Source organism: Nocardioides sp., assembly GCF_024509035.1.
In the GTDB taxonomy this organism is placed as follows: Bacteria; Actinomycetota; Actinomycetes; order Propionibacteriales; family Nocardioidaceae; genus Nocardioides.
In genome coordinates this window covers 1-24,560 of the sequence record NZ_JANINT010000157.1, presented here as the reverse complement: position 1 = coordinate 24,560, position 24,560 = coordinate 1, and the positions used below count along the sequence as shown (strand labels likewise).

20 protein-coding genes, 1 tRNA gene and 1 pseudogene are annotated in these 24,560 nt (G+C 72.0%); 8 read left to right on the top strand and 14 right to left on the bottom strand.

The genetic code is table 11. The features are described 5' to 3' along the window. Both Q0L15_RS12385 and Q0L15_RS12380 read right to left on the bottom strand, forming a co-directional pair. A partial coding sequence (locus Q0L15_RS12385) for a LamG-like jellyroll fold domain-containing protein (RefSeq protein WP_296604750.1) occupies positions 1-2,767 on the bottom strand: 2,767 nt, incomplete at its 3' end. Positions 2,768-2,951: 184 nt separating this feature from the next. Next, entirely contained in the window at positions 2,952-3,584 is a 633-nt protein-coding gene (locus tag Q0L15_RS12380) for a hypothetical protein (RefSeq protein WP_296604749.1), read from the bottom strand. Between the two features lie 200 nt (positions 3,585-3,784). On the opposite strand from Q0L15_RS12380, the gene Q0L15_RS12375 reads away from it, so the two are divergent. From Q0L15_RS12375 to Q0L15_RS12365, 3 genes are all read left to right on the top strand, one after another. After that, entirely contained in the window at positions 3,785-4,810 is a 1,026-nt protein-coding gene (locus Q0L15_RS12375; RefSeq protein WP_296604748.1) for an LCP family protein, read from the top strand. A 109-nt stretch (positions 4,811-4,919) separates the two neighbouring features. After that, positions 4,920-5,783 (top strand): HAMP domain-containing sensor histidine kinase, encoded by an 864-nt coding sequence (locus Q0L15_RS12370; RefSeq protein WP_296604747.1) that lies wholly within the window; start codon positions 4,920-4,922, stop codon positions 5,781-5,783. A 133-nt stretch (positions 5,784-5,916) separates the two neighbouring features. Next, positions 5,917-7,353 carry an exopolysaccharide biosynthesis polyprenyl glycosylphosphotransferase gene (locus Q0L15_RS12365; RefSeq protein WP_296604746.1) on the top strand — a complete coding sequence of 479 codons (1,437 nt, stop codon included), beginning with the start codon at positions 5,917-5,919 and terminating at the stop codon, positions 7,351-7,353. A gap of 565 nt (positions 7,354-7,918) precedes the next feature. Here Q0L15_RS12365 and Q0L15_RS12360 read toward each other — a convergent pair. Continuing rightward, entirely contained in the window at positions 7,919-8,590 is a 672-nt protein-coding gene (locus tag Q0L15_RS12360; RefSeq protein WP_296604745.1) for a LuxR C-terminal-related transcriptional regulator, read from the bottom strand. Positions 8,591-8,845: 255 nt separating this feature from the next. Between Q0L15_RS12360 and Q0L15_RS12355 the strand changes: the two genes are divergently transcribed. Continuing rightward, positions 8,846-9,547: a response regulator transcription factor gene (locus Q0L15_RS12355; protein WP_296604744.1), complete on the top strand. Its 702-nt coding sequence runs from the start codon at positions 8,846-8,848 to the stop codon at positions 9,545-9,547. Positions 9,548-9,556: 9 nt separating this feature from the next. Here Q0L15_RS12355 and Q0L15_RS12350 read toward each other — a convergent pair whose 3' ends face one another. The 9 genes from Q0L15_RS12350 to Q0L15_RS12310 all read right to left on the bottom strand — a co-directional run bounded on the left by Q0L15_RS12350 (position 9,557) and on the right by Q0L15_RS12310 (position 18,050). Next, positions 9,557-9,949 (bottom strand): VOC family protein, encoded by a 393-nt coding sequence (locus Q0L15_RS12350; protein ID WP_296604743.1) that lies wholly within the window; start codon positions 9,947-9,949, stop codon positions 9,557-9,559. 76 nt (positions 9,950-10,025) lie between these two features. Further along, on the bottom strand, positions 10,026-10,805 hold the full coding sequence (locus Q0L15_RS12345) for a 3'(2'),5'-bisphosphate nucleotidase CysQ (RefSeq protein WP_296604742.1): 780 nt from the start codon (positions 10,803-10,805) through the stop codon (positions 10,026-10,028). 68 nt (positions 10,806-10,873) lie between these two features. Next, on the bottom strand, positions 10,874-11,479 hold the full coding sequence (pth, locus tag Q0L15_RS12340; protein ID WP_296604741.1) for an aminoacyl-tRNA hydrolase: 606 nt from the start codon (positions 11,477-11,479) through the stop codon (positions 10,874-10,876). 41 nt (positions 11,480-11,520) lie between these two features. Continuing rightward, positions 11,521-12,189, bottom strand: coding sequence for a 50S ribosomal protein L25/general stress protein Ctc (locus Q0L15_RS12335; RefSeq protein ID WP_296604740.1), 669 nt, complete (start codon positions 12,187-12,189; stop codon positions 11,521-11,523). A 238-nt stretch (positions 12,190-12,427) separates the two neighbouring features. Then, entirely contained in the window at positions 12,428-13,399 is a 972-nt protein-coding gene (locus Q0L15_RS12330) for a ribose-phosphate diphosphokinase (RefSeq protein ID WP_366939573.1), read from the bottom strand. A gap of 58 nt (positions 13,400-13,457) precedes the next feature. Beyond that, the gene (gene glmU / locus Q0L15_RS12325) at positions 13,458-14,924 is read right to left on the bottom strand and encodes a bifunctional UDP-N-acetylglucosamine diphosphorylase/glucosamine-1-phosphate N-acetyltransferase GlmU (RefSeq protein ID WP_296604736.1); all 1,467 of its coding nucleotides are present in this window, start codon (positions 14,922-14,924) and stop codon (positions 13,458-13,460) included. A 10-nt stretch (positions 14,925-14,934) separates the two neighbouring features. Beyond that, positions 14,935-16,446, bottom strand: a complete 1,512-nt coding sequence (locus tag Q0L15_RS12320; RefSeq protein WP_296604734.1) for a sulfatase — start codon at positions 16,444-16,446, stop codon at positions 14,935-14,937. Positions 16,447-16,580: 134 nt separating this feature from the next. Further along, complete coding sequence (locus Q0L15_RS12315) at positions 16,581-17,900, bottom strand: hypothetical protein (RefSeq protein ID WP_296604733.1); 1,320 nt, start codon at positions 17,898-17,900, stop codon at positions 16,581-16,583. 77 nt (positions 17,901-17,977) lie between these two features. Then, a tRNA-Gln gene (locus Q0L15_RS12310) sits at positions 17,978-18,050 on the bottom strand. An 83-nt stretch (positions 18,051-18,133) separates the two neighbouring features. Between Q0L15_RS12310 and Q0L15_RS12305 the strand changes: the two genes are divergently transcribed. Genes Q0L15_RS12305 through Q0L15_RS12290 form a run of 4 tightly spaced genes read left to right on the top strand, consistent with a single transcriptional unit; the run spans position 18,134 to position 23,350 of the window. Further along, positions 18,134-19,219 (top strand): ATP-dependent DNA ligase, encoded by a 1,086-nt coding sequence (locus Q0L15_RS12305; protein WP_296604731.1) that lies wholly within the window; start codon positions 18,134-18,136, stop codon positions 19,217-19,219. A 33-nt stretch (positions 19,220-19,252) separates the two neighbouring features. Next, positions 19,253-19,822, top strand: a complete 570-nt coding sequence (locus Q0L15_RS12300) for a hypothetical protein (RefSeq protein WP_296604730.1) — start codon at positions 19,253-19,255, stop codon at positions 19,820-19,822. A 7-nt stretch (positions 19,823-19,829) separates the two neighbouring features. Continuing rightward, entirely contained in the window at positions 19,830-20,690 is an 861-nt protein-coding gene (locus Q0L15_RS12295) for a hypothetical protein (protein WP_296604728.1), read from the top strand. Further along, entirely contained in the window at positions 20,687-23,350 is a 2,664-nt protein-coding gene (locus tag Q0L15_RS12290; protein WP_296604726.1) for a stealth conserved region 3 domain-containing protein, read from the top strand. Before Q0L15_RS12295 ends, Q0L15_RS12290 begins: the two co-directional genes overlap by 4 nt. Here Q0L15_RS12290 and Q0L15_RS12285 read toward each other — a convergent pair. Together Q0L15_RS12285 and Q0L15_RS12280 are read right to left on the bottom strand one after the other, a co-directional pair. Then, positions 23,317-24,315, bottom strand: a complete 999-nt coding sequence (locus Q0L15_RS12285; RefSeq protein ID WP_296604724.1) for a sulfotransferase family protein — start codon at positions 24,313-24,315, stop codon at positions 23,317-23,319. The genes Q0L15_RS12290 and Q0L15_RS12285 overlap by 34 nt on opposite strands. Positions 24,316-24,324: 9 nt before the next feature. Continuing rightward, positions 24,325-24,560, bottom strand: a pseudogene (locus Q0L15_RS12280) (hypothetical protein); the annotation flags it as partial.

The window sequence follows — 24,560 nt, the reverse complement described above, 5'->3', positions numbered from 1 at the left end:
CGCTCGACGTCGAGGTGAACTGCGCCGACAGACCCTCCACCACACTGGTGAACGAGGCCACCGGAGCGACGTTGACCGGCTCGGCCACCGTCACCTGCTGGGTGATCGTGCCCGTCGCGCCCTTGTCGTCGGTGACCGTCAACGTGACGTCGTAGGTCCCCGCAACCGCATACGTGTGCGCCGGGCTCGCCTCGCTCGACGTACCACCGTCACCGAAGCTCCACTCCTGACCCACCACCGAGCCGTCCGGATCGCTCGACGTCGAGGTGAACTGCGCCGACAGACCCTCCACCACACTGGTGAACGACGCGATCGGAGCAGCGTTCCCGGCGGTGCCGGCGGCGTAGTGCGCCCCGATCTCGCCGTCGCCGAGAGCCCGGTAGTACACCGCGACCTCGTCGATGTCGCCGTTGAAGAACGCGTTGGCCGGTGCCGAGGGCCAACGGCTCAGCGAGTCGCCGCCCACCCGCCAGTAGCCGAGGGCGAGGTGCTCGCCGACGGTGACGTCGGTCCGCTCGCCGACGCGGCTGCCATCGACGTAGAGCCGCATCCCCTCCGGGGACAGCGTCGCGGTGGCCAGGTGCCACGCACCGTCGTTGTAGGACTCGGGGCTGCTCAGGACCTGGCGGTCCTGGTCGGGCTTGACGCCGAACAGGACGTGGCCGGCGTCGTCCAGGTAGAGCTGGCGGTCCATCTTGCTGGAGTTGCGGTCGATGCGGTTGCCGCGCCCGACGAGCTTGCCGCCGGTGGTCCCGGCCGTGCGGAACCATGCCTCGACGGTGAACACGTCGGGAGGGCTGTCCTGCACGCTGGTGTAGGTCCGCGTGGTCGTGGATCCGGTGAACCTGGCAGCCGTGGACAGCGGGTCGGACAGGAGCGCTCCCGGCGCGCCCAGGGTCATGCCGGTGCCGGTGACGCTCAGCGGCTGGAAGCCCGCGGCATCGGCGACGGTCGTGCCCGACGACTCGTCGAAGCGCCACCAGTGCGTGGGCTCACTGGCGTCGATCGCCGCGACGTACCGGCTGTCGACACCGGCGGAGGCCACGGTCACGTCGACCCACGGGGAGTTCGCGATGTTGCCGAACGCATCGGTCACGGCCACGCGGTAGCGGTGCGCCGAGCCGGGATCGAGCCCGGTGTCGGTGTAGCCCATGCCGAACGGGTTCCACCAGCTCGCCCGCACGCTGCGTGTCTGCAGCAGACCGGCACCGCTCTGGGTGTCGCGGTACAGCCGGTAGGTGAGGTAGTCGTTGTCGATGTCCTGGTTCGTGGCCCAGCTGAGCCGGACCGTGCCCTTCTCGGTCGAGCGGGCCTGCAGCGGGTACGTCGTGCTGTAGAGGCTCGGTCCCTGGCTGTTGGGGGCCAGACCGGTCCGGGCGAAGCGCACCAGACCCTGCTGCGCCCGGCCGTTGACCCGGGTGAACTCCCCGCCCATCGCGACGTAGTCGGCGTTGCCGGTGACGCTCCACGGCCCCTGGACCTGGCCGGTGTACGTGCCGGCGTTGATGCTGGGGTACCAGGTCAGCATCGACGAGCGCGGCTGGCCCTCGAAGTTGTAGTAGCGGCCCTGGTCGGGCTCCCAGGTCACGGTGCCCGTGACGTCGCGGCCGAAGGCGGTCGCCCGGTAGTACGGGTAGTCGCCGACGCCTCCTGCGCCTTGGCGGATGCCGTCGATGTTCTCGCAGTAGTGCGTGTGGCTCGCGGCGTAGATCACCTGGTCCTGGACGTGCAGCGAGTAGGTGTCGCCGTGGCAGTCGTCGGCCCAGTGCACCGCGCCGTCGGTCCAGGAGGCCGAGAACGTGCCCTCCCAGGTCCCACCGGCACGGCTGTAGGTGTAGCCGCCGCCGTAGACGTAGTCGCCGTCGGAGGTGAGGGTCGTGATCGCTCCGTAGGAGGTCCCGTCCCTGACGATCGAGTTGACCTGGAACGGCAGGCTCGCGCCGGTCGCGGTGTCCACCATGCCGAGCCCGTAGCCCGGGTCGGAGGAGCCGTTCAGCGCGGTGAAGGAGCCGCCGACCACGAGCTTGGTGCCGTCCGGGTTGATCGTGAGCGCCCAGACGTCACCGCCGGTCGTCGACGGTGCCCACGAGAGGAGCGCTCCGTTCGCCGCGTTGAAGGCTGCGAGGCCCTGGCGGACCTGGGTGCCGACGTCTTGGAACTCTCCACCGGCGTAGACGGTCGTGTTCGTCGCGGCCAGTGCGTTGACGTGGTAGTTCATCGGCGGGTTGAACGCGGCGATCAGCGCACCGGAGGCGGCGTCGAACGCCGCGATGCGTCGGTGGGAGATGCCGTCGACCGTCGTGAAGTCGCCGCCGACGTAGATCCGCGTGCGGTCGGGTGAGACAGCGATCGCGCGGACCTGGGCGTTGAACGACGGCGCGAAGGACGTGACGAGGGCCCCGGTGCGCACGTCGTAGGCCAGCAGGTTGTTGCGGACCACGGTGCTGGTGCCGGCCGCGGCGCCGGCGGGGCGTGCCGTCGTGAAGCTGCCGCCGGCGTAGACGGTGTCGCCGACCATCGCCTGGGCCCAGACCACACCATCGATCTGGACCGTGGGCAGGCCGTCCGCGCTCACGGTGACCGGGGTGCGCGGGTCGAGGGGATCCTGCGGCGCGGTGTCCGCGCTGGCCCGAGGCGCAGGGGCCAACGTCAGCCCGGCCACGGCCAGGGCGACCACGACCAGGGCGATGAGCACGGCGCGCAGGTGGCGCGGCAACCCGCCGTCCCACACCGTCACGCCACGTCGGCCGGCAACGTCAGTCAGCATGTCCCTCGTCCTCCGATCGGCGCGCACGCCACCCGGCGTACGGCCCTCTGCGCTTCTCGCCGACCGTAGGAACGGTCGTCGGACCCGTCGCCGCCCCGGCGGCCACGTACGCGAAATTGGGTGGGCCGGCGCGATGGCAGCGGCGCGTGTGGCCACTGGGGCGGCGTCGGCGGCGTCGGGGCGTTCACGACATCGAGCCCGCCAGCGCGACGCCCGGCACCGACCCCGTGTAGCTCGCGACCACCTGGACGTGGTCCCGAGCCGAGGTCGGGAGCGCGAACACGTACCGCGCGCGTTGCGCGTGGCCCGGCGCGAGCGCACCGCCGAACGGCCGTCCGCCCGGTCCGCTCAGGCTCATCGCCGGGGTCCGGTCCGGGCCGTAGGAGACGTCGAGGACGACGCCCTCGAGCGAGACCTCGCGGTCGCCGCGGTTCGTCAGCGAGACGGTCAACCGGACCGCCGGGCCCGCGACCTCCCCCGGCCCCTCGGCCACGCCGTGGACCGGCTCCACCCCGATCACCCGCAGGTCGAGGCCGGTGCCGAAGTGGGCGACCTGATCGAGCGCCACCGGCCGGCGGACCCGGCGCTCACCGGCGACGACCGGTTGGGGCTGCTCAGCTGCTGCGCGCGGGCTCGTCGTGGCCGCGGGACTCCCGGACCCCTCGGCGGCGGAGCCCGCAGCGGGGCTCCCAGCGTCGTCGACGGCATCGCGGACCAGGACGGTACCCCCCGCGAGGGCGAGGACGGCGGCGATCCCGCCGGCGAGAGCGGCCCGACGCCGAGACGGCCACTCAGCCTGGAACGGACGACGGCGCATCGCGGACCCTCCTCGAGGCAGACGGCGGTCCGGCGTGCAGGCCGGTCCCCTGGGACCAGCAGAGACCTCGCTCACCGCTCCGAGCCCGGACGACCGGCGCGGTCCCCACTCTTGGGGATCCGTGCGCCGTCGGGGCCGAGACGATCCGGTGGGGGCGGATCGTCGGAGAGCAGGTGCACCGAGACCAGCCAGGGGTGCCGATGTCCACGAAGGCCGCCCACATCGCCCGCAGGGTGCTGATCGGCGTGGGCGCGGCCCTGGCTCTGCTGGTGGGGACGGCGCTCGGCGCCCTCGCCTACCTGGATCACCAGCTCGACGACGTGGACCGGATCCCCGGGGTCTTCGACGACCTGGGGCCCCGGCCCGAGCGCGCTCGGACGGGCACGGCACCCGAGGCCGTGAACATCCTCCTCCTGGGGACCGACCGACGCTCGGACGTGTCGACGACCGGCGACTCCGCGGGGGCCCCGGCCTGGGTCTACGGCGCACAGCGCTCCGACGCGATCATGCTCGTGCACGTCGACGGCGACCGGGAGCACGTCACGGTCACCTCGCTGCCGCGCGACTCCTGGGTCGAGGTGCCCGGGTACGGGAGCGCCAAGATCAACGCGGCGTACTCCTACGGCGGCCCGGCGCTGGCAGTGCGCACCGTGGAACGCCTCACCGGTGTCCGCATCGACCATCTTGCTGTCATCGACTGGGCCGGCTTCCACGACCTGATCGACGCCGTGGGTGGGATCACCGTGACCGTCCCCGCGACGGTGCACGACTCCGCTCGCGACGTCACGTGGACGGCCGGGGTGCACCGGCTCGACGGTGACCAGGCGCTCGACTACGTCGGCCAGCGCTACGGCCTGCCGGGCGGCGACCTCGACCGGGTCCGTCGTCAGCAGGCGGTGCTCCGGACGCTGGCCGAGGAGACCATGGACCTCCGCGACAGCCCGGGCACGATCGTCGACTTCGTGGACATGGTCGGGGATCACCTGTCCGTGGACGACACGTGGAGCTCTCGCCAGCTCGCCTCGCTCGCCTGGTCGCTGAGACACCTCGGCAGCGACGACGTCCGGTGCGTGACCGTTCCGGTCCGGGCGCTGGGCCGGGTGGGCGAGCAGAGCGTGGTCTGGCTGGACGAGACGCGCGCCGCGCGGCTGTGGAGGGCGATCCGTTCGGACCGCCTCGACCCGTGGCTGGCGACTCACCCTCCGACCGACGGCGCGACGCCATGACGTACGCCGGGGTCGCAGCGATCCGTACCGGCAGGACGACGAACCACCCCCGCGACCTCAGCGGGGGGCCACACCAGGGGGACAACGCCAAGGGGAACCAGGGGGCACCATGCACTTCCCACTGCTCGACGAGATCCGCCAGACCCGGCCGCTGCCGCGTCGGCTACCGGGCCAGGAGTCGATCCGCGAGGTCGTCCGAGGTGCCGCACGAGGGCTGGGCGCCGCCCGGCGCCGGCCCCTGCCCCGGTCCGGCCACGCCGGCCGTCCTCCCAGTGCCACGACCGTCGACCTCGAGGCGCAGCTCGCGCTCGAGCGCGACCGGCTCCACGAGCTGAGGTCGACGGTCGGCGGACTCGTCGCGTCGTACCACCTCCTGCAGGAGCAGGCGGTGGCGTTGACGCCGGCTGCGCGCTCGCGGCTCGAGCACCTGCACGACGTCGAGCTCGGTCGGCTCGAGCGCCTGCTCGCCGACCCGTGCGAGGACCCGGCGGGACCGGTCGACCTCGCTCTGGCCATCGACCCGATCGTCGAGATGCTCAGGCTCGGCGGTCACGACGTCCGGTGGTCGGGCACCGATGCCCAGGCCTGGGGCCGTCAGGACGACGTCACCCAGGTCGTGCACGTCCTGCTCGACAATGCGGTCCGGCACGCCTACGGCCGCGAGGTGGAGGTGGTCGTGGTCACGACCGACTCGCTGGTCGAGGTGCGCGTCCACGACCTCGGGCCGGGGGTCGCGCCGGAGGTGCGCGAGGTGCTCTTCGAGCGAGGGGTACGGCGCACAGGGTCGCCCGGGCAGGGCATCGGACTGAGCATCGCGCACCGGCTGGCCGACCAGATGGGAGCGGTGCTGACGTTCGACCCCGGGGACCGTGGTCGGCCCGGCACGACGTTCGTCCTCAGCCTGCCGATCCTCCCGGCGTGTGCCGCGCCATCCGCCGCGGCGACCCCGCCCGGGGCGGGCGCTGCCGGGTGACCGACCGGTAGCACCGACGCCGTGCCGGCGCGCCGTCCCGCGTTCGACGTGGTTCATCGAAATGCGGGATCTGCCGCGCCAGGGGACGACCCGCTCTCCCGGCACGTCCAACCTCGGTCCTGGAGGTGCCCGCATGACAACCGTCCTGCCCTTCCGTGCGACGGCAGCCCGGCCGACCCGACGCCGCGGCGACGTGCTGTCCCAGGGACGTCGACACGCGAGCTCCCCTGCCCTGCAGGTCGCCGACGGCGTCGCGGCCTTCGCCGCCGGTGTCGTGGTCCAGCCGTGGGGGGAGGCAGTCGCCTCCGCTCCCGTCGCGGTCGCGCTGGCCGACGCGGCTCTCGCCGCGGCCTGGGTCGTGACACTGACCGTCGGCGGCAGCTACCAGACGACGACCCTCGCGGAGGCCCCGGCGACGCGCACGATCCAGCTGGCGACCACGGTCCCGCTGGTCGTGCTGCTGCTCGCGGCCGTGCGCGGCGCCGCAGTCGACGCACCTCGGCTGGCCGTCCTCACCGCGATCGTGGCGACGCTGTCGTTCGTGCAGCACGCGGCGATCGACCGCGTCCACCGGCGGACCCGTTCGCCCGCCCGGATCGTGCTCGCGGGGCATCCCCACGGCGTGCAGTGGATGCTCGGCGACCTGGAGTCGACCGGACGCGTCTCGGTCGTCGCCGTGTGCGTGAGCGAGCAGGCCGCGCAGAGCGACTTCCGGGCGCCCGTCGTGACGGGGCTGGAGAACCTCCGCGCGTGCGTCAGCGACCACGCGGCGGAGGCCGTCGTCGTGGTGCCGTGCCGGCACCTGGACGCCGCGACGATCCGACGGATGGGCTGGGACCTCGAGGCCGGACGCTGCGGACCGGGTGTGTTCGTCACCACCGGACTGCCGGAGATCGACGCGCGGCGCACCCAGGTCGCCACCCCGGGGCGCGTGCCACTCGTGCACGTGCGGCACGCCCGCACCCGAGGGGCCGGCCGGCTCGCCAAGGTCGTCGGCGAGCGAGGCGCCGCGACGCTGGCCCTGCTCGTCCTCGCTCCGCTGCTGCTCCTGCTCGGCGTGCTCGTCCGCCTGGAGTCACCCGGGCCGGCGGTGTTCCGTCAGACGCGGATCGGCAAGGACGGCGTTCCGTTCACGATGCTGAAGCTGCGCACGATGGCCGCCGACGCCGCCGAGCTGCAGGCCTCGCTCTCCGCGCAGACGCCTGCGGACCTGATGCTGTTCAAGCTGCATGCCGACCCGCGGATCACCCGCCTCGGCCGGTTCCTCAGGACGTACTCGCTCGACGAGCTGCCCCAGCTGGTCAACGTCGTGCGCGGCCAGATGGCACTGGTCGGGCCGCGTCCCGCCCTGCCGTGCGAGGTCGAGCGGTACGAGCCCGACGCCCTGCGACGGCTGAGCGTCACCCCCGGGCTGACCGGCCTGTGGCAGGTGTCGGGTCGCTCGGACCTGTCGTGGGCGGAGTCGGTCCGCCTGGACCTGCGCTACGTCGACGACTGGACTCCAGGGCTGGACCTGCGGATCCTGCTCCGCACCGTCGGGGCGGTCCTCGGTCACCGTGGGGCCTACTGAGCGGGTCGCGTTTCCCTTGTTTGGGGGATGTGGCCGAGGAGCGCGGCAGGGATCGTGGGGACCACCGGGCGAGAGTCCGGTACACGGAACGGCTCACCAGCCGTACCACCCGACGCCAGGCCCCGGTCTGGCGTCACCTCCTCACGGGGAGCCCGCGGTGGCGCCGGATCCGCCACACCCATGTCCCCCCATGGCGGCGGTCGGCGGAGGCCGGATGCGGCTGGTGGGCCCTCCCTCGAGGGCCGTCGTCATGTGACCGGCGCCTCACTCATCACGTTCGCGCGCGACGCCGGACGCGCGTGGCTAGGCTCGCAGGAAGAGCGGCCAGGAGTCGCTCCAGTCCCTACTGGAGCGAGGCGATCGGCGTGGACCACGAACAGGGACAGACCCAGGTCAGGATTCTCGGTCCGCTCGACGTGCGCCGCCAGGACGGGCTCCTCCACGAGCGCCGTGGCGACCCCTCCCCCGGCGCCCGGAGCTGCACCTGCGGTTGCTGCGCGGCGACACGGCGTGGGTCTGGACCGACGATGCCCCCGCACCCGCTCCGCGCCCCCTCGGGCGCAGATCAGCACGCGTCGCGCGCGTGGGTCGGGTCGTCGAGGTCCGAGCGCACCGTGTCGAAGACCGCGACGGCGGCGAGCTGGGTGCGCACCCCGAGCTTGTGCAGCACCGCCTGCACCTGGCTGCGGACCGTGGCCGGCGCGACGCCGGCGCGCTCGGCGATGAGCGAGACCGGCTGGCCGGTGTGGAGCGCGCGCAGCACCGCGAGCTCCCGCGGGGTCAGCGACCGCACTCGCCCCAGCACCTGGCAGCGCCCGAGGTCGACGACGCGCCAGGCATCCACGAGCGCCTGCCGCTCTGCGGGGTCGGTGAGGTGCTCGCCGCGACCGAGGAGCTCGATCCCGGACCGCAGGCGCTCGATCGAGACCGTGCTGGGCAGCACCGCGCCGGCTCCGGCCTCGAGCATGCCGCCCCAGGCGGGCCCTCGGGACGCCGCGCTGAGCACCAGCCAGGTGACCTGCGTGGACCGGAGGAGGGCTCGCGCCTCCTCGAGGCGCACGGCCGGCTCCAGGTCGCACAACAGGACGCCCACGCCCGTCTGCGGCGCCAGCTCGCCCGGATCGACGGGCCAGCCCTCGATGGTCTCGACCTCGAAGCCGGCCGATGCCAAGGCCGCGGCCACCGACTCCACCACCAGCAGGTGGTCGGCGCAGACGACGACGCGGCGAGTGAACATGGCCTTGCCAGCGTGTTCCCCGGTGCCCGGACACGGGGGCGTCGGCGGTCGCCGCACCCTGATATTGGGGACCCTCCGCGGCACCGTCCGGACGCCTCTCCCCCAAATGGGGCATAGCCCCTCGAGCCCCGCCGAGGTGACCGGCGACTCCGCCTACCGTCGGCACGGCGCAGTGTTGGGGGTGAGTTGCATGAAGGGCTCGAGCACCAAGCGCGAAGGGGGTGGCGTGATGCCGACCGGGGGGTGGCTGAGGTGATGACGATGCATGCCGCCCCGCCCCGGAGCCGGGTGCGCATCCTGGTCTTCGAGGACCACGCGTTGTTCGCCGAGTCGCTGGAACTGGCGTTGACGCTCGAGGGCTACGACGTACGTCGGGTGCCCGTTCCCGACCACGCCTGCGCGGCAGGTCAGGTGCTGGCGCCGGCGAGCCGCTGGAAGCCTCGGATCGCCCTCGTCGACCTCGACCTCGGCAAGTTCGGCGACGGCGCCGACCTGATCGAGCCCCTCGCGCGGTCGGGGGTGAACGTCGTGGTCGTGACCGCGTCGACCGACCACGCCCGCTGGGGGGAGTGCATGCAGCGCGGCGCGCGGAAAGTGATCTCGAAGAACCAGCCGCTCAACGACATCCTCGCCGTGGTGCGGCGCTTGAGCCAGGGCCTGCCGGTCATCAGCCACGAAGAGCGTGAGGAGCTGGTTCGGCTGTGGCAGGAGCGCCGCCTCGCCCAGCAGGTCGCGCGGGCCCGTCTCGCGACCCTCACGGCTCGGGAGCGGGAGATCCTGGGAGGGCTGATCGAGGGCCACCCGGTGCGCGACATCGCCCGGCGCGACTTCGTCTCGGAGGCGACCGTGCGCACCCAGGTGAAGTCCATCCTCGCCAAGCTCGGCGTGAGCTCGCAGCTGGCGGCTGCCGGGCTGGCGCGCAGCGTCGGCTGGCAGGCACCCGAGTCGAAGCAGTGACGACGGGGCCTATCCGCTCAGCTCGGCCTCCGAGCGCAGGATGCAGAACTCGTTGCCCTCGGGGTCGGCCAGCACCACCCAGCCGGTGCCCGGACCGTGGAGACCGCGCAGGTCCTCGACGACCACGGCACCGTGGGCCAGCAGCCGCTCCAGCTCCTCGTCGCGGCTTCCCGTGCGCGGTCGCAGGTCGAGGTGCACCCGGTTCTTGACGGACTTCTCCTCGGGCACCTCGATGAACAGCAGCCGGTGCCCCGTCCCGGGGTCGCGGATCATGCACTCCTCGTGCCCGGGCAGGTTCGGGTCACCGTCGATGTCGACGTAGCCGAGCACCGGCTTCCACCACTCCGAGAGCTCGTAGGCGTTCCGGCAGTCGATGGTCGTGTGGGAGACGAAGGACGTCATGCCCCGACTCTCGCCGCTCGCCGCGGTCGGCGGCAACGGGGTTGTCGAGCGACGGCGAGGAGGCGTTGCGCCGAGCTCACTCGTACCCGTGCTCGCGGACGAACGCGACGATCCGCTCGGCCAGCTCGGGGCGGCAGACGATCAGGTCGGGGAGGTAGACGTCCTCCTGGTTGTAGACCAGGGGCGTGCCGTCGATGCGCGAGGTGAACAGACCGGCGGCACGCGCCACGGCGACCGGAGCGGCGGAGTCCCACTCGTACTGACCGCCCGCGTGGACGTAGGCGTCGGTGATGTCGCGCGCCACCGAGATGACCTTCACCCCGGCCGACCCCATCGCGACCAGCTCGGCATCGAGCTCCTCGCCGAGGGCGTGGACGAACGCCGGCGGGCGGCTGCGGGAGACGGCGATGCGCGGCCGCGGCGCGGTGCTCGGGGGTACGACGGGCGGCGCGCCGGTGTGGAACGTCTCGCCGAGCGCCGGCTGGGCGACCGCACCGGCGACCAGGTCGCCGTCCGCCCACAGGGCGACGTGGACGGCCCAGTCGTCGCGCGGGACCTCGGAGAACTCCCGGGTGCCGTCGAGCGGGTCGACGATCCAGACCCGGCTGCTCGTCAGGCGGGCCTTGTCGTCCTTGCCCTCCTCGGACAGGACCGCGTCGCCGGGGCGGTGCTCGGCGAGCAGACCCATCAGGAGCTCGTGGGCGGCGCGGTCGCCGGCGTCCTTGAGCTCGCGGCCCTCCAGACCCTCCTGGCGGACCTCGAGGAGGCGCTCGCCCGCGACGGTGGCGAGCCAGGCCGCGAGCGCGTGGTCGTCGGTCGCAGCGGCAGCGGGCGGGGTCCCGGGGGCGAAGCTCATGCCCGAACCCTATCGAGCACGCGATCCGACGTTGACCCGCCCGAAAGTTTCGGGCGGGTCAACGTCGTTCAGGAGTTGAACTGCTGCTGGGTGCGCTCGAGACCGTCGGTGACCAACGTCTCGACCGCGTCGGCGGCCCGATCGACCTGGAACGGCAGGATCTTGCGCTCGGCGGTCGAGTAGCTCGACAGCACGAAGTCGGCGGGGTCCTGGCGACCCGGGGGCCGGCCGATGCCGACCCGGACCCGGAAGAAGTCGCCGGTGCCGAGCGAGGAGCGCATCGAGCGCAGCCCGTTGTGGCCGTTGTCGCCACCGCCCAGCTTGATCCGCATGGTGTCGAAGGCGATGTCCAGCTCGTCGTGCACGGCGATGATCCGCTCGGGCGGCACCTTGTAGAAGCCGGCGAGCTGCTTGACCGGCCCGCCGGTCTCGTTCATGTAGCAGCGCGCCTTCATCAACACGACGCGCGGCCCGGGCTGGCCCGGCACGCCCAGCCGGCCCTCGACCACCTCGGCGCGCCCCGACTTGTGCGCGCGGAACGGCGCGCCGAGCCGCGAGGCGAGCTCGTCGACGACGAGGTAGCCCACGTTGTGGCGGTGACCGGCATAGGTCGGGCCGGGATTGCCCAGCCCGACCACCAGCCACACGGGAGCGGACTTGGTGGAGTCGGACACGCGATCCCGGCCCTCTCTACGAAACAGGTGACGCAGACGGGTCACTCCTCGGAGGAGCCCTCGCCCTCGGACGACTCGGCGCCGACCTCGTCGACGTCCTTGTCGGTCTCGTCGCGCTCGATGCCGGCCTCGGCCTCGGCCTCCTCCAGCTCGGCCTCGAGGGCCTCGGCCGAGACCTGGGCGGTCACGTTGACGACCAGGGTCTCGGGGTCGAGCAGCAGGGTGGCACCGGAGGGCAGCTTGAGGTCGGAGGCGTGGATCTGGGTGCCGGCCTCGGCGCCCTCGACGTCGACCTCGATGGCCTCGGGGATGTGGGTGGCCTCGGCCTCGATCTGCACCGTGGCGTTCTCGGTGACGACCAGCGTCTCGCGGGCGGCCTCGCCGACGACGTGCACCGGCACGTCGACGGTGACCTTCTCTCCCCGCCTGACCGCGACGAAGTCGATGTGCTCGAGGAGGCGCTTGATCGGCTCGACCTGGACCTGCTTGGTCAGCGCGAGCTGGGTCTTGCCGTCGATCTCGAGCTCGAGGAGCGCGTTCGCGCCGCCGTGCTTGAGCGCCATCATCGTCGCGTGGCCCGGGAGGGTCACGTGGATGGGGTCGTTGCCGTGGCCGTAGATGACCGCCGGCACCTTGTTCTCGCGGCGGATGCGGCGGGCCGCGCCCTTGCCGAACTCGGTGCGGGCCTCGGCCTTGATCTTGTCGGACATGCTGACTCTTCTCCTCGGGTGGTGCTGGCTGCTTCTTCGTCTCGGGGCCTCGGCTCGACGCCCGGTGCCTTCGCAGGCACCGTCGGGCAGATCGGGGGCGCGTCCGTACGGATCAGCCAGCCCTGTCGATCACGGAGCGTGCGGTCGGGACCGTCGCTCCCTCGCCGAGGCAACTTCGTCAGACTACCGGGGCACGGGCGCGAGCGCGAAACCGGCGGACCTGGGGCCGCTCGTGCTCCTAGGCGTGCCCGTCGAACATCGAGGTGACCGAGCCGTCCTCGAACACCTCGCGGATCGCTCGCGACACCAGCGGCGCGATCGAGAGGCTGGTCAGCTTGTCGAACTCGCGGTCGGGCGGCAGCGGCAGGGTGTTGGTGACCACGACCTCCGCGGCCGGGGAGTTCTTGAGCCGGTCGACCGCGGGGTCGGAGAGGATCGCGTGCGTGGCCGCGATGATCACACCGGCCGCGCCGTCGGCCATCAGGGCGTCGGCGGCCTTCACGATCGTGCCGCCGGTGTCGATCATGTCGTCGACCAGGACGCACATCCGGCCCTTGACGTCACCGACGACCCGGTTGGCGACGGTCTCGTTGGGGCGGTCGGTGCGACGCGTCTTGTGGATGAACGCCAGCGGGGCGCCGCCCAGCCGGGCCGACCAGCGCTCGGCGACCTTGATCCGGCCGGCGTCCGGCGAGACCACCGCGAGCGGCTGGTGGCCGTACTTGTCCTTGACGTAGTCGGCGAGGATCGGCAGCGCCATGAGGTGGTCGACCGGCCCGTCGAAGAAGCCCTGGATCTGGTCGGCGTGCAGGTCGACGGTGATCAGCCGGTTGGCTCCGGCCGTCTTGAACAGGTCGGCCATCAGCCGCGCCGAGATCGGCTCGCGGCCCTTGTGCTTCTTGTCCTGGCGGGCGTAGCCGTAGAACGGCATCACGACCGTGATCCGCTTGGCCGAGGCGCGCTTGAGCGCGTCGACCATGATCAGGTGCTCCATGATCCACTCGTTGATCGGAGTGGTGTGGCTCTGGATCACGAACGCGTCGCAGCCGCGCACCGACTCCTCGAAGCGGACGTAGATCTCGGAGTTCGCGAACTCGTACGCCGACTGCGGGGTCAGCGGGGTCCCCAGCAGGGTGGCGACCTCCTCAGCGAGGACCGGGTGGGCCCGGCCACTGAAGACCATGAGGTTCTTCTCGGTGGCCCTCTTCATTCCGGTCACGGTGTGCTGCTCCTCAGTCATCGGACGGGGGTCGCCGGAGCGGGGATGGTCAGGATTCTGCCACGTCCTGTTCATCGTCCCGACGCGCGCCCAGCGCCTGCTCGGCCGCCCGCGCCTGGGCGGTCCCGGCGCGCTTGGTCAGCGCCCAGCGCTCGATGTTGCGCTGGGGCCCGCTCGAGACGGCCAGGGCGCCCGGCGGCACGTCGCGGCGTACGACGGTCCCGGCGCCCGTGGCGGCCCCGTCTCCGATCTCGACGGGTGCGACGAAGGTGTTGTTGGAGGCGGTGCGGGCATGCCTGCCGACCGTGGTGCGGTGCTTGGCGACGCCGTCGTAGTTGGCGAAGATCGTGCCGGCCCCGATGTTGGTGCCCTCCCCGATCTCTGCGTCGCCGACGTAGGAGAGGTGCGGGACCTTCGCGCCGTCGCCGATCGTGGCGTTCTTGGTCTCCACGAACGCGCCGATCTTGCCGCCGGCGCCCAGGTTGGTGCCCGGACGCAGGTAGGAGAACGGGCCGACGGTCGCCTCGCCGCCGATCACCGCCAGCTCGGCATGCGATCGGATGACCCGGGCGCCGCCCCCGACCTCGCAGTCCTTGAGCGTCGTGTCCGGGCCGATCACGGCGTCCTCGGCCACGACGGTGGTGCCGAGCAGCTGGGTGCCGGGCAGGATCGTGACGTCGCGCGAGAGCTCCACGTCGGCGTCGATCCAGGTCGTGGCGGGGTCCATGATCGTCACACCGTCGTGCATCCAGCGGGTCACGATGCGCCGGTTGAGCTCGGCGCCCATCCGGGCGAGCTGCGCCCGGTCGTTGACGCCCTCGGTCTGCATGACGTCCTCGATCGTGTGCGCGCCGACCGTGAGCCCGTCCTCACGCGCGATCCCGATCGTGTCGGTGAGGTAGTACTCGCCCTTGGAGTTGTCGTTGCCGATGCGGGGCAGCGCGCTGCGGAGGAACTCGGCGTCGAAGGCGAGGATGCCGGAGTTGATCTCGCAGACCTCGCGCTGCGCCGGCGTCGCGTCCTTCTCCTCGACGATCGCCTCGACGTCACCCTCGTCGTTGCGCAGCACCCGCCCGTAGCCGAACGGGTTGTCCACGACCCCGCTGAGCACGCTGACAGCGCGCTCGGCAGCCTCGTGCTCGGCCGCGAACGCCCGCAGCGACTCGCCGTCCAGCAGCGGGGTGTCGCCGTACGCGATCACGACGGTGCCCGTCGTGTCGCCGACCGCGTCCATCGCCACCCGCACCGCGTGCCCGGTGCCGAGCTGCTCCTCCTGGACGGCCAGCACCACGTCCGGGGCGAGCTCTCGGATGTGCTCGGAGACCTGCTCGCGCTGGTGGCCGACGACCGCGACGATCCGGTCGGGATCCATCGCGCGCGCGGCGGCCAGGACGTGCTCGATCATGGTGCGCCCCGCGATCGGGTGCAGCACCTTCATCGTCTTGGACTTCATGCGGGTGCCGCCTCCGGCAGCCAGCACGACCACGGTCAGTCCGTTCGTATGTCCTGCGCTCACCCGCGTCCCTTCATGAAGCCGGTCGCCTCACTGTAGGAGGTGCTGGAAGATCGGAGAACTTCATCCGGCAAGACCGTCCCGCACAGTCTGACAGCAGATGCGTGCGACGCACGAGAGCGGTGCGCACCGCTGCATAGCGCGGACGCTCGCCGACGTTGTGCAGCTCGGCGGGGTCGCGCCGTCGGTCGTAGAGCTCGACCAGGTCCTCGGTCCGCCAGTCGATCAACGTGTAACGGTCGGTCCGGACCCCGCGGAAGAGCCACCTGTGGTGATCGGGGTTGCGACCCCGCCACCCGGCTTGGACGAGGAGCGTGCGGTCGGTCTGGCGGCGGTCGCGCCGGGCCCAGGGCAGCATGCTCCTGCCGTCGACCTTCACCAAGGGGTTCGCGTGCGCGATGGCCGCGAAGGTCGGGGCGAGGTCGGTCATCGACGCGACCTGTCGGCGGACCACGCCCGCCGGGATGCCGGGTCCCCTCATCAGCAGGGGGACGCGGAGCGACTCCTCGTAGGCAACGATCTTGCCCGTGTAGCCGTGCTCGCCGAAGAGATAGCCGTTGTCGGAGGTGAACAGGATGAGCGTGTTGTCGAGCTCGCCCGCCTCCTTCAGGGCCGAGACCGTGGTGGCCACCGCGTCGTCGACGGACGCGAGGGATCGGATCCGCTGGGTGAAGAGCCGCTGCATCGTCTCGGGCTCCACCGGACCCTGGTCGGTCACCCACGCAGGCTTGTCTCGCAGGTCCTTCTCCTTCACCCCGGGCGAGTCTGCGAAGGGCGCCTCGACGCCCGCATAGCGGGCCTCGTCACGATGGGCCGGGATCGGTGGGGCCGAGCAGTTGCCCTCGGTGTCGTTGATGCACGTGCCGTGCGGTGCGCTGTAGGAGGTCCACACGAAGAACGGCCGTGGGTCCTCGGCGGATCTCGTGATGAAGTCGGCGGTGCTCTGGGCGAGGTAGTCGCTCTGGTGACCCGGCGGATGGGTGAGCGTCGTGCCGTCGTACTGCTCGAAGCCGTAGTAGTCGAAGATCCCGTCGACGGTGGCGTCCCACTCGTCCCAGCCTGGCGGGACGCCGTAGCGCTCGTTGTAGGAGTTCAGGTACTTGCCCGCGAACCCGGTGCGATAGCCGGCGTTCTGGAGCCACACGGGCAGTGCAGTCGCCTCAGCCGGCTCGAACGCCTCGACCCCGCCGTGGGGCCCGGCGTTGTTGAGCACTCCGTTGTTCTGCGCGTACTGACCGGTCAGGATCTGGGCGCGCGCCGGGCAGCAGAGCGGCTGAGGCGCGACGAAGTTGCGGAACGTCGCCCCCTGGCCGCCCAAGAGCCTGCGGGTCTGCGGCATCCACCGCATCTCCATGAGGGCCTGGTCGTCGGTGCTGATCAGCACGATGTTGGGTCGGTCGCTGACCTGCGCCCGGGGCACCGCCGGCCCGTCCGCCGACTCGGTGCGGGCGAGAACCACGGTCGCGACCGAGCTCAGGACGAGCGCGACCAGCACCGCGCCGGCGAGGATTCTGGGACGATTCATGGAACGGCACTCTCCGAGTCGAGTGGGTGGCGGTTCGAGGGGTGGACCCGCACGAGGCGACAGGTTCACACGGGGACTTCAGATGCCTCCGGCGGTCTGCGCGATGACGGTCGGTCAGCCGCGGTCAGCCGCGGTCAGCGCTCGCAGGCACGGCGCACCTCCGCCAGACAGACGTCGATGCCCCCGCGACCGGCCGCGACGTCGTGGTCCTCGCCACCGTCGAGACGATCGGGACCTGGACCTCCCAGCAGCACGTCGGAGCCGGCCTCCCCCGAGAAGTCCACGCCGGGGTTTCCTTGGCACTTGTCCTCGGGATCGGCGGGGGTGGCCTGCAGCCGGTCGTCGCCGGCCCCACCCGTGACCACGACGTCGCACCCGTACGCCCGGAGCACGTTGTCCTGGGCATCGCCGATGATCCGCAGGAACCCCGCGTAGCCGCTGGCGTTCTCGAAGGTGTCGAACCGGACCTGAGGATCATCCGCAGAACCCGACTCGTCCCAGAGCTCGCCGGCAGCGAGATCAACCGTCAACTCACGTGAGCCGACGGACAACGTGTCGCTTCCCGGCCCTCCCGACAGGTTCACGTCCTGGACTCCGCCGAAGAACCCCATGGCGACCACGTCGTCTCCGCCACCCATCGACGCCGAGACCAGTTCGTGGTCCGCGGCGAGGAGCTCCGCTGCATCTCCGCCGACGAAGCGGACCGTCTCCGCGTTGAGGTCCGAGGGTGTGAACCACTCGAAGGCGTCCCAGTGGCTCTGCACCACACCGTCGACCGTCGCCGTCTCGAGTGCGTTGTCGATCACCCAGTTCCCGTTCGGCGGATCCTCGGAGGCGTTGCCGTTCGGGATGAGACCCAGATAGTCCGTGCCGGCGCCCCCCCGCGGCCGAACATCGGACCCCAGCAGTCCATACACCTGCACCTGGTCCGCGCCGTCGCCGAGGTCGAGGACGTCGTGCGTGGTCTGCCTCGGCACCCCGATCTCGACCGTGTCCTTGCCTCCGCGGGTGCTGACCCGGTCGAGCTCGTCGTCGGGGGACGGGTGGCCCGCCCTCACCTCGGGGTCGGCATCGACCTGGTCGCGGCCGGCCCCGCCCAGGTAGACGTCCTGGCCCCTTCCGAGGATCGCATGCACCCGCATGCGCCGGGAGCCCTTGACGACGACACGGTCGTCTCCCGATCCGGCATCCACCGTCACGTAGGTCGCGTCGCCGGTCACGCAGATGCGATCGTCCCCTGCCTTCGAGCGCACGTAGTGGCCACGGGTCACGATGACGTCGTCGCCACCCGTCCCCTTGAGCACCCCCGGGCTCGTGCGGTCGCCGACGATCGTCGCCCGATGCCCCTGACACATCGGCACCGCGGCTGCCGAGACCGCCGAGACCGCCGGCGCCACGACACCGACCACCACTGTCGTCGCGAGGACCGCGACACCTCTACGCCACCGACTCACCCGAGACCCCCTTTGCGTGGTCACCCACCGTACGCCGCAGCCGCGCTCATGCCGTCCCGCTTGCGCTGACCACCATGCTCCCCGGGTAGGAGTCGAACCTACGTCGCTAGTCCTGATTCAAAGTCAGGCGGGGAACGCTCCCCGCAGGGAACGACACCCAAGGCTAGGGCAGGCTCGCTGTCTCGGTGGCTTCGAGGCTCGTCGCCCGCGCTCCCTGCGGATACTGTCGCCGCGTGGACCTGCCCGTGATGCCGCCCGTCCAGCCGATGCTCGCGAAGTCGGTCAAGGGGATCCCCGATCCCGAGAAGCACGGTGGGTTGAGCTTCGAGCCCAAGTGGGACGGGTTCCGCTGCCTGCTGTTCAAGGACGGCGACGAGGTCGAGCTGGCCAGCCGCAACACCAAGCCGCTGACGCGCTACTTCCCCGAGGTGGTCGCCGCGGCCCGCGAGCAGCTGCCCGCGCGCTGCGTGCTCGACGGCGAGATCTTCGTCGCCATCGGCGAGCGCCTGGAGTTCGAGGTGCTCCAGGAGCGCATCCACCCGGCCGCCTCCCGCATCGAGATGCTCAGCGAGAAGACGCCGGCGTCGTACGTCGCCTTCGACCTGCTGGCACTGGGCGAGGAGTCGTACGCCGAGCGCCCGTTCGCCGAGCGCCGCGTCGCGCTCGAGGAGGCCCTCAGGGGGCTGGACGGCCCCTGCTACCTCACCCGGACGACCACCGATCCCGCGGTGGCGCAGGAGTGGTTCGAGCAGTTCGAGGGGGCCGGGCTCGACGGGGTCGTGGCCAAGCCACTGGCCTCGCCGTACCAGCAGAACGTGCGCAGCATGCTCAAGATCAAGCACGAGCGCACCGCCGACGTCGTCGTCGGCGGCTACCGCGAGCACAAGACGAGCACGCCCGGGAAGCCACTGCTCGGCAGCCTGCTGCTCGGGCTCTACAGCGACGGGGAGCTCCAGCACGTGGGGGTCAGCGCGAGCTTCACCGCCGCCCGCCGAGCTGAGCTCATCGAACAGCTCCAGCCTCTCGTCATCCCGATCGAGGAGCACCCCTGGGGCCGGTGGGCGGAGTTCCTCACCGCCAACCCTGACCGGGTGCCGGGCACCCAGAGCCGCTGGAGCCAAGGCAAGGACCTCTCGTTCACGCCGCTGCGCCCCGAGCTGGTGCTGGAGGTCGCCTACGACCACATGGAGGGCCGGCGCTTCCGCCACACCGCGCAGTTCCGGCGGTGGCGCACCGACCGCGACCCCGAGTCGTGCGGCTACGACCAACTCGACGAGCCCGTGGGATACGACCTCGCTAGGATCCTGAGCGTCGACTGATCCGACCCGCCAGTCGTCCGAGGAGGCAGCACCATGTCCGAGATCTCGCCCGAGGAGCCGACCGGCGGCTACGCCGTCGTCCTCCTCGTCGAGCAGGCCCTGACCACTCAGGACGCCGCCCAGGTGCACTCGCTGCACGAGGGGCTCGACGAACCGGTGACCTACCACGTCCTGTTGCCGCTCGAGGACGCCGCGGCGCGCATCGAGTCTGCGATGGGGTCGCTCACCGCCGGCGACATGCTGGCCACCCCCACGATGCCGATGGGCGAGGTCGACCTCGAGGCGGTCCGCAAGGACTGCGAGGAACGCTCCGGCTCCGAGCTCGAGGCGACCCTCCAGGCGCTGCGGGCGAGCGGCGCCACCGCGGTCGGCCAGATCGTCACCGACCCGCCGATCGACGCGCTGGCCGCCAAGGTGGCCGCGGTCGACGGCCGCGAGGCGATCATCTTGACCCGCCCCCACGTGGTCGCGGAGTTCTTCCACCTCGACTGGACCTCCAAGGCTCGGCGCCGCCTCGGCGTCCCGATCCTGCACCTGCTGGAGCACGAGACGTTCGACGAGCAGGGCGAGGGGTACGGCGCCGAGGGTGTCACGGGGCTCTGATCAGCGCGTGAAGCTCTCCTCCCGTCTCCGGCGGGCCACGGCCGAGACGGACCAGTCGGCTGCCGACCGGCCACCGCCCCCACCATCGCCGCCCCGGGGCAGCCCGGTGGTGGCCTACGCCGGCATCCTCGACGGCCGGTCGCTGTGGCTCGCGCTCGAGCCCCTCCCGGGCGTCATCGCGCTGCGCGACGCCGCCGGCGTCGTCCACACCATCCCCAGCGACCTGCCCGAGCACGACCCGTCCTACCGCTCGGTGCGCGTCGACCTGCTCGCCCTGCCCGGCGAGGAGGAGCAGGCCTACGACGTCGTCGTCGTGCCTCCGGACGGTCGCGCCCCCCGCACCGTGTGGACGCCGCCGCTGCCCCGCACGCCCATGCGGGTGCCGATCGCTCCCGGCGGCGCCTGGCAGCTCGACCTCGCGCGGACCGAGGAGGGCATGCTGCGGGTCCGCCGCCTTCGTGCGGCCCGCGGGGTCGACGTCGTGGCGATCGCCCTGGCCGAGGACGGCATCCGGCTCTCGCTCGCGCCGGTCGACGACGTCCCCGTCGAGCTCGTGGCGCTGGAGGACGACGTCGTGGTGGCCATCTTCCCGGTCGGGCGCGACGGCGACACCCTCACCACGCTCATCACCGCCGACGGCCTGCCCGAGGGCCACGACCAGCTGGTCCGCTGGGGGCTGGGGTCCGCCGACCACTGGGTGCCGCTGCGCCGCATGGTGAACGACCTGGCCAACCCCAACGCCGCCGTGCTCCTGCCGGTGCTGACCGTGCCCGGCTCGGACGACCACCGGATGCGCCTGCGTTACGCCCCCGACGGCACGCTCGCCGCCCGGGTCGTCGACCTCGCCGCGAGGGAGGAGGAGGCGTGAGGATCACCTACGTCGTCTTCAACGTCGACGGGATGGGCGGGACGTCGCGCTCGGCCATCACCCAGGCCAACGCCCTGGCCGGGGACCTCGACGTGCGCCTGGTCAGCATCACCCGCAGCGCGGATCGGCCCCACTACGACATCGACCCGCGCGTGGTCGTCGACTACCTCACCGATGTCCGCGACGAAGCGCTCGCCGACCCCGAGTCCCGGGCGCTCAGTGAGCGGGAGTCGGCCTTGGTGCCCGCCCGCTGGGACGGCCAGTTCTCGGCCCTCACCGACATCGCGATGGCCCGGGCGCTGCCGGCGCTCGACACCGACGTGGTCGTGACCGTGACGCCGGCACTGCTGGCCGCCGCCGCCCAGCTCGTGCCCGACCGGGCCGTGCTCGTCCACCAGGAGCACCGCTCCTCCTCCGACCGCACCTCCGGCCTCGAGCCGCTGCTGGCCTTCGCCCCACGCGCGGACGTCGTCGCCATGCTGACCCCCACCACCGCCCACTGGCTGCGCGACCAGCTCGGCGACCTCGCGCCCGAGATCGTGGTGGTCCCCAACCCGCTCCCCCTCGGCTTCGCCCCGCGATCGCGCCTGGACAGCAAGCTGATCGTCTCCGCCGGCCGGCTGGTGCTGGAGAAGCAGTTCCACAAGTTGGTGCAGGCGTTCGGCGAGGTCGCCGACCAGCTGCCCGGGTGGCGGCTGCGGATCCTCGGGGACGGGTTCCAGCGCAACGAGCTCAAGCGCCAGGCGCGCAAGTTCGGCCTCTACGACCGCGTGGAGCTGCCCGGCACGACCACCGACATGGCCAGCGAGTGGGCCAAGGCGAGCATCGCCGCCCTGACCTCTCGCGCCGAGGGCTTCCCGCTGGTGCTGCAGGAGGCGATGGCCGCAGGCGTGCCGGTCGTCAGCTTCGACTGCCCCTCCGGTCCCCGCGAGATCGTCGAGCACGACGTCAACGGCCTGCTCGTCGCCCCCGACTCGGTGGCCGGCATGTCGCGCGCGCTCCTCCAGGTGGCCAGCGACGACGAGCTGCGCGCCCGCCTGGGCACGGGGGCGTTCCACACCTCCCGTCAGTACGACGCGCGCGCTCTCGCGGAGCGCTGGGTCGGCATCTTCGCCGACGCGCGGGCCCGGCGCGGAGGGCTCGGCCGCGTCGCAGCCCGCGCCCAGGCCCCGCGGCGGCGCCAGGAGGTCACCACTGCCGGCGTCGACATCACGGGCATCACCCCGGCGCAGGCACGCCACGCCGCGCTCTCCGCGGCGGTCGCGGCCGCCCGGTCGGCCACCGAGGAGTGGCTGGTCATCCCCGCCCACGACGCGCCCGCGCCCGCGGTCGTCGTGCCGATGACCGCCCGCGACGCGGTGCTCGCGTCCCTCGCCGAGGCCGACCTGCCGGCGTACCTCTCCTTGCGCGAGCCGGCCTCGAACGGCTGGCCCGAGCGGCGCGGGACGGTGTCCCGACTCGCCGCGGAGCTGCGCCGCGGGCGCACCGGCGCCGTGTTCCTGGAGCCGTGGCCCGACGACGGCGACCGGGCGAGCCTGCTCGGCCACGGATGCGGCGTCGGCCTGGAGTTCTGGGAGGCCGGCGTCGACGGCGAGCTGGTCTCGCCGCGCGCCAACGCGTTCACGCGCCGGATCCCGCCCGGCGCCGACACCACACAGATCGAGATCGACGGCGTCACCGTCCGCACCCTGCCGTTGATGGCCGAGCCCACCGTCGACGAGTGCCGGTTCCCGATCGACGTGGTCTACACCTGGGTCGACGGCAACGACACCGCCTGGAACGACGCTCGCGAGCAGCGACTCGCCACGCTGACCGGCACCGCCCTCACCCGCGAGTCGAGCGGCCGCGCCCGGTTCGTCTCGCGCGACGAGCTGCGCTACTCCATGCGCAGCGTGCACCTGTTCGCGCCCTGGGTCCGACGCATCCACCTGGTCACCGCCGGTCAGGTGCCGGACTGGCTCGACACCTCCCACCCCGCCATCCGGGTCGTGGACCACCGCGAGATCCTGCCTCCGGACGTGCTGCCGACCTTCAACTCCCACGCCATCGAGACGGCGCTCCACCACGTGCCCGACCTGACCGAGCACTTCGTCTACCTCAACGACGACGTGTTCCTCGGCCGGCCGGTGCGTCCGGAGATCTTCTTCAGTCCCTCCGGCCTGTTCGCGGCGTTCATGTCGCCCACCCAGGTCGGCCTGGACGACGTGCCGGGCGCCGCGCCGTACCTCAAGGCCGCCTGGAACAACCGCCGACTGCTCCAGCAGGCCTTCGGCGTCGTGACGACGCACAACCTGGCCCACACCCCTCATCCGCACCGGCGCTCGGTGCTCGACGAGATCGAGCAGCGCTTCGCCGAGGAGGTCGCCGGCACGGCGGCGGCGCCGTTCCGCTCCGACACGGACGTGTCGATGCTCAGCTCGCTGGCCCAACACTACGGCCTGGTGACCGGCACCGCCGTCCGCGGCGAGGCCGACTTCGAGTTCGTCAACCTCAGCAACAGCGACCTCAACCGTCAGCTCAACCAGCTCTCGAAGCGTCGGCGTGACTTCTTCTGCCTGGGCGATCACCACGACTACGCGATGGTGGCCGCTCGCGTCGACCAGGAGCTCTCGTCGTTCTTCTCCGCCTACTTCCCCGTCGCGGCGCCCTGGGAGATCTGACTCTCCAGTCGCTCGATCCTCCGGTCGCGGTTGGCGATCTTGCGATTGAGGTTGCGGCGCACCCGCCCGACCTGCGCGGTGGTCTCGTCGAGCGCGATCGCGGCCGCGAACTCGTACATCGCGACGTACTCCTCACGCTGGGCCTCCAGCTCGGCGACCGCGCCGGCGTCGTGTGGCTGGGCGACCAGCGTGTTCATCGCCGACCAGGTGCGCTCGGCCAGGTCGCGCAGCTGGGGCGGCACGACGAGGTCGTCCCACGTCACCTGGGAGCGGTTGAGCCGCTGGTCGATGAAGTCGTCGACGGGGTGCGGCGCCTCGAGGTCGGAGTCGTAGGCGATCGCGAGCTGCTCCCCCGCCCGCCGCATCGTCGCCCGCCAGTCGCCCACCAGGTCGGCGTACGGCACGAACGCCCGGCGGTGGCCGCGGGTCGCCCGCTCGGTCTGGAACGCCGCGTTGACCCACGCCGCCACGTTCGTGGTCTCCCGCTGGCGGCGGAACGCCGGCGTCTGCTCGGTGAGGTACGCCGTGTCGCGGCTGCGCACGACCTCGGTGGGGTGTCGGAGCATCGTCAGGGTGGTGACCTCCGCGCCCAGCTCGCCGGCGACGCGCAGCCACAGGTCGTGCACCCAGAACTCCCGGGGGTCCTTGATCACGATCTGGGGGTGGTCGAGCTGGCCGCCGAGCCACTCCCGCAGGCGCTGCTCGGCCTCGGGGGTCACGGCCTGGGCCGCCAGCTCGCTCGCGGACGGCCGGGAGTCGATGGTCCGCACCGGGATCGGGTTGAGCAGCTCCTTGTGGAACTCGGTCACCCACAACGGCTCGTAGTAGCCGCGCGGGTTGGAGTCGTCCGCCTCGACCTCCGGCTGCGGGACGTGCAGCCCCAGCCTCTTGAGCGTGCCGGCGACACTGCTCGTCCCGCTGCGTCCGGAGCCGGTCACGATCACGAGCTTCACGTTGCTGGCCACCCCGGGAGGCTATCGCGGGGAGGTTCGAGCCGACCCCAGGCCACGGAAGGACAACGCGTTCCACCGCGGCCCGACGGGGGTGAGCTCGACGCGGCGCGGGTCGAGCCCGTCCTGCCCCTGGACGTCGTCGGTCTCGTCGCCCTCGCTGCGCCGGATCACGACCTCCAGCCGCGACTCCGAGAGCCCCTCGGCCAGACCCTCGCCCCACTCCACGACGGTCACGGCCTCGTCGAAGGAGGTGTCGA